This is a genomic window from Nostoc cf. edaphicum LEGE 07299, assembly GCF_015207245.1.
GTDB lineage: Bacteria > Cyanobacteriota > Cyanobacteriia > Cyanobacteriales > Nostocaceae > Nostoc > Nostoc edaphicum_B.
Genome location: NZ_JADEXF010000356.1, coordinates 1 through 5098, shown reverse-complemented (window position 1 = coordinate 5098; position 5098 = coordinate 1). Strand labels below are relative to the sequence as shown.

Annotated in this window: 4 protein-coding genes; 3 read left to right on the top strand and 1 reads right to left on the bottom strand. The window is 42.5% G+C overall.

The window, feature by feature from the left end:
- Nucleotides 1-166: 166 nt before the first annotated feature.
- The 3 genes from IQ229_RS12455 (at nt 167) to IQ229_RS12445 (ending at nt 2922) form a co-directional block, all read left to right on the top strand.
- The gene (locus IQ229_RS12455) at nt 167-1930 is read left to right on the top strand and encodes a Rieske (2Fe-2S) protein (protein WP_194044101.1); all 1764 of its coding nucleotides are present in this window, start codon (nt 167-169) and stop codon (nt 1928-1930) included.
- A 511-nt stretch (nt 1931-2441) separates the two neighbouring features.
- Entirely contained in the window at nt 2442-2714 is a 273-nt protein-coding gene (locus tag IQ229_RS12450; RefSeq protein WP_194044099.1) for a type II toxin-antitoxin system HicB family antitoxin, read from the top strand.
- Complete coding sequence (locus tag IQ229_RS12445; protein ID WP_194044097.1) at nt 2692-2922, top strand: type II toxin-antitoxin system HicA family toxin; 231 nt, start codon at nt 2692-2694, stop codon at nt 2920-2922. Before IQ229_RS12450 ends, IQ229_RS12445 begins: the two co-directional genes overlap by 23 nt.
- 552 nt (nt 2923-3474) lie before the next feature.
- Here IQ229_RS12445 and IQ229_RS12440 read toward each other — a convergent pair.
- Nucleotides 3475-5098, bottom strand: a 1624-nt coding sequence (locus IQ229_RS12440) for a tetratricopeptide repeat protein (protein ID WP_322743980.1), incomplete at its 5' end; no start/stop codon positions are given.

Genomic DNA, 5098 nt, shown 5'->3' with positions numbered 1-5098 from the left:
TAAGCCTGTAAGGCAGAGATTTAAGACTTCTATAATACCAATTCAAAAAATGTTTATTTTTTAAATTGGCATAAGTTAACAAAAATTAGAATGCATAAATGCTCAAATTTGAAAAACTTTGCCAGAGTAGAAATAAGGGTTTTGACATTTACCTACGTGCAATTAAATGACTCAAATATTTGAAGGTACGACGAAAACAGACGATTATATCCGTGTTGCTCAACTTGCAGAAGTTCAGGCAGCAGGCAGTTTGTTAGTCCATAAGGAAAAACATACGATTGCTTTGTTTTACTCAAATAATACAGTTTACGCAATTGATAACCGTTGTCCTCACATGGGCTTTCCCTTACAAGGAAGCACTTGCAAAGATGGTATTGTTACCTGTCCTTGGCATTATGCCCGCTTTGACCTTGCTAGTGGTGGAACCTTTGACTCGTGGGCAGATGATGTTCCTTCTTTCCCGGTAGAAATCCGTAATGGCGAAGTTTGGGTAAATTTAGCACCACCAGTTAACCTTCATGCTCACCACCGCCAACGTCTGCAAGACGGTTTAGAGCAGAATATTTCTTTAGTGATTGCAAAATCAACGCTGGCACTGTTAGATATGGGGGTGAACCCGACAGAACCATTTCTCATGGGGCTAGAATTTGGCACTCGTTATAACAAAGCGGGTTGGAGTACAGGTTTGACTATCCATACCTGTATGATGAATCTACTACCTTATCTTGATGTAGAAGACAAACCCCGTGCTTTATTCCACGGACTTTCGGCAGTAGCTAATGATAGCGCGGGGGCGCCACCAGAGTTTGTCGTTCACCCATTACCCAACTCGAAAGTAGATTTTGCGACTCTCAAAAGCTGGTTTCGCCAATTTATTCAGGTGCGGGATGCGGAAGCGGCACAAAGATGTTTAGTATCTGCTGTTCGTTCAGGAGCTAATTCCAAGCAAATAGCAGATATGCTTTTCTGTGCTGCCACGGATCGTCGCTATCTTGATATTGGGCATACACTTGATTTTATCAATAAAGCATTAGAAGCACTTGATACTATAGCTTGGCAAGCAGCAGAATCAATTCTGGCTAGTCTAGTTTCGGGTTTAGCCAATGCCTCGCGGATGGAAGAATCCAACTCTTGGCGCTACCCTGTAGATTTGGTGGCAATATTAGAGTCGGCTTTTGAGCAATTACCGACTGTATTAAGTGTGGGAAAATCTCAACAAGGAAGTTGGTCACAACCAGATGAACTAATACCAATTTTATTAGGTGAAGATCCACAAGCGATCGCAGACTCGCTATTGAATGCACTGAAAGCAGGTTGTACTGAAGAACAATTAGCTGGTGTAGTGACTTATACAGCGGCATTACGAGTAGCTCGTTTCCACACTAATAATGATTTTGGAGATTGGAATTCAGCCCACCATCCATTTACGTTTGCAAATGCTGTACATCAAGCTTTACGAAGAGTACCAACAGTCGAACTACTAAGAGGTGTGTTTGATGCGGCGATGAGTGTATATTTAAATCGTTTTTTGAATGTCCCACCAGCAAGGCTACCAGAACCCAAAGACATCGGCGAAAATCCCGAACAATTACTCCAGCAGCTACCAGATTTATTAAACCGTCAGCAGCAAGTAAACCAGACAGGGCAATTAGTTGCTAATTATTTATACAGTGGTGGTAGTGCTGAAAGGCTGATGGCAAAACTGGGAAAAGTGATGCTGCGAGAAAACCGTGATTTTCATGTTATTCAAGAAATGGAAGCCGCTTTTCGTCAGTATTCTTTCCTCGGTCAAACTTCGGCTGGAATTCATATACTAGTGGCTGCATCTCGGTATTTAGCTGCTCATTCTCCGACAATGCGATCTCAAGGACAAACTTATCAAATTGCGGAACGTTTACATCAAGGCGCTCGCTTATTTGAAGAATCGTGACCGGAAAGTGGAGAATTTGAACTGTATCCCATTACACTTTGAAGACGCGATAAATCGCGTCTTTACATGAGGGTTTTGTTGCTCATTCTGAACTGTAACGACTGTTATTGTTGCCCAGTAAAGGTTACAAGCTGATTTACAGACGTATCTAGCATACTATAGGAATCCGGTTTGATTCCTGAATTTACTTGTGTGGGCAGGGAACAGGGAATAGGGAATAGGGAACAGGAAAGAAGGCATAAATCCGTACTGAGTCTTGTTCAAAAATCAAATAGGAGTCCTATATGTACTGAGAACCTTTTAGTTTAGGCGATACCTTCGGTGAGCTTCTCTACGAGACGCTCCGCGAACGCTAACGCGCTTTTCAGTTTTATCACGGTATGCTTTGCATAAAATCTGTAAGTTTGTAGCCTCATGTAGTCTATTGTTGATTTGAGGAGAGGCGATCGCTTATGGGTTTACAATAAATTTTTTAACGTAAAATTAAACTGGTAGCACAACGCAAGATTTCATGGCGATAAGATTTATTCTGAGCGACTATGTTGACCGAGCGATCGCCCAGGCAATTTATGACAAGTTAGAAGATGATACATTTACAGGTAGAATTCCTGTTTGCAAAGGAGTGATAGCCTTTGCATCGACTTTGCGCGAGTGTGAAGATGAATTACGCTCAACACTGGAAGACTGGATTTTGCTTGGGTTAAAGCTGGGACATTCTCTACCAGTAATTGATAATATTGACCTCAACAAGGAGCCGAGCCTTGAGCCGATGGATACCGTGTAAGCGTCGGGATTTTGTGAAGAAATTACGACAGATTGGGTTTGAGGGGACTTATTCTGGAACAAGACATCAGTTTATGGTTTACGCGCAACATCGGCTAACTATTCCCTCTAATGATGAGTATTCAGTACCACAATTGCGGCTGATGATTCGGGAAATTGAGGTTATTCTAGAGAGGGAAATCACGTTAGAAGAATGGAATAGCCTTTAAGATTTGCCTAGAAGCGATGTCTGACGACAACAGTGATCGCTTGTCGATTTATACTTCTTTTCTAAAGCGATGTCACCGACGGGCTACGCCTACGCCAGCTTTCGGCTCAATGATATACCAAAATGAATGCGTGAATTACTCTAATGAGTAAGCAAACTGGGGTTTGAGAAAGTAAAAGCTGCTTTTGTTTGCGGAAAACACCCAAATGCGAGATTAAAAGCTGCTTTTGTTTGCGGAAAACACTAAAATGTGAGATTAAAAGCTGCTTTTGAAGAAGTAAAAGCTGCTTTTGTTTGTGGAAAACACTAAAATGTGAGATAAAAAGCTGCTTTTGAGGAAGTAAAAGCTGCTTTTGTTTGTGGAAAACACTAAAATGTGAGATTAAAAGCTGCTTTTGAAGAAGTAAAAGCTGCTTTTGAATAGTAATCAGGCATTTTTGCTTAATTCAATATGAATTTTAGTCTGGGCGTAGACGCAAAGCGGCTTGTCGTCAGACATCGCTCGCGTATCTAAGTTTTAGCATGGTAAGCTTTGCCCAGAAGTCAAATTTTACTATGGTGGGGGGAGGCGATCGCGAATATATACTAAATTTTCACGAACAGTAACAGTATTGGGATGATTCACCCCTAACCGATGCTCCAAAATATCCAAAGCTTGGATGTAAAGGGGTTCGGCATCGCTGTATCTGCCTTGGGAGTAGTAGAGTCCAGCTAGGTTGTTGAGGCTAGTGGCGACAGATGGATGTTCTTCTCCCAGCAGCTTGCGCGTGAGTGCTAAAGCTTGGATGTAAATGGGTTCGGCTTGGCTGTATCTGCCTTGGCAGTAGTAGAGATACGCTAGGTTGTTGAGACTACTGGCGACATTTGGATGTTCTTCTCCCAAGCGTTTTTTAGTGATTTCTAGACACTGCTTACACCAAGGTACTGCTTTGTCATACAATCCCTGACCTTGATAAAATTGAGCGTTGCCGAAGAACGGCCAAATTAAATCATTATCACTGACATATTGAATGAGATTCTTCGCTACTTCTGCTATGTGAGGTATGGCGGGGGTAACATTGTTAATTTGCTGAAGGGTGGGTGAGTCAGGAATATCTTTAGCAACTGCTACTATTACCTTGCAGAAACTTCGCTTAAATTCCTCTGCCTGTTTTAAACCTGTACACTTATATTGGAAAAACTGCCGCAACAGTGGATGCAATTGGTAAACTCCCTCACCTTTGCGCTGGAGTAAATGTAGATTCAGCAAGCTATCGTCTCTAATTTCTTCTAAATCTTCCGCATCTTCTTCTGGTAAACACTGTTCCACCAACTTCCAAGGTATGGGTGCGGCAGCAAATAAACTTAGTAAACAGCCCAATTGCTTATCGTTGTCCTCTAATTCTTGCCAACTCAACTCAAAGGCTGCTAACACACCTCGTTGTGCTGTCATATCGGCTTCCGACTTAGATTTAGAGAGGGAACGCTCATCTAATCGCTTCTTCTCCAACCGCCGCAACATTTCTGCTAAAGATAAATCCTGTTTCCGCGCCAGATAGCGCCCCACTAATTCCACACCCAAAGGTAAATATCCCACCCACTCACACAACTGATTTGCTACAGCTAATTCTTTTTCAATTCGCCCCGGTGTTTCTTTGAGTAAAGATTTCAACAACTCCAGCGCCGCCTCTGGTTGCAGCACATCCAAAGATAACAGTGCGATGCGTCCCAACTTTTGCCGCGTAGTCATCAGCACTTTAAACCGAGAAGGTAGCGACTGTAAGTAAGGCTTAACTTGCTCATAGTCGCTGACATCATCCAAAACTAGCAGCACATTACCCTCACGCCAACGCCGCCAGCAATGTTGTACTTGGGTGAGTAAATCAACAACATCTTCTGGCGGCTTTAAATCAAGTTGCGTTCTAGCAAACTGCACAACTTGAATGCCCACATCCCCAGTCTTTGCTAGCAACCAGCAAATTCCACCGTTGTATATTTCGCAGTGCTGGATTGCATATTGTAGGGCGAGTTCTGTTTTACCAACTCCACCCATGCCAGAAATAGCTGCAATTACTATCTGATTATTTTCCTGCAACATCTCATGCAGGTTTTTCAATTCATTTTCACGCCCAACAAACTTCACCACCCCACTCAAGGGTAAATTTTGCGGTGTTTCAGTAGAGGGATTTAACTTTACC

Excerpts from the sequence above, each read along its gene's own strand:
- IQ229_RS12455 (WP_194044101.1), top strand. The coding sequence starts at position 167 with ATGACTCAAATATTTGAAGGTACGACGAAAACAGACGATTATATCCGT.
- IQ229_RS12450 (WP_194044099.1), top strand. The coding sequence starts at position 2,442 with ATGGCGATAAGATTTATTCTGAGCGACTATGTTGACCGAGCGATCGCC.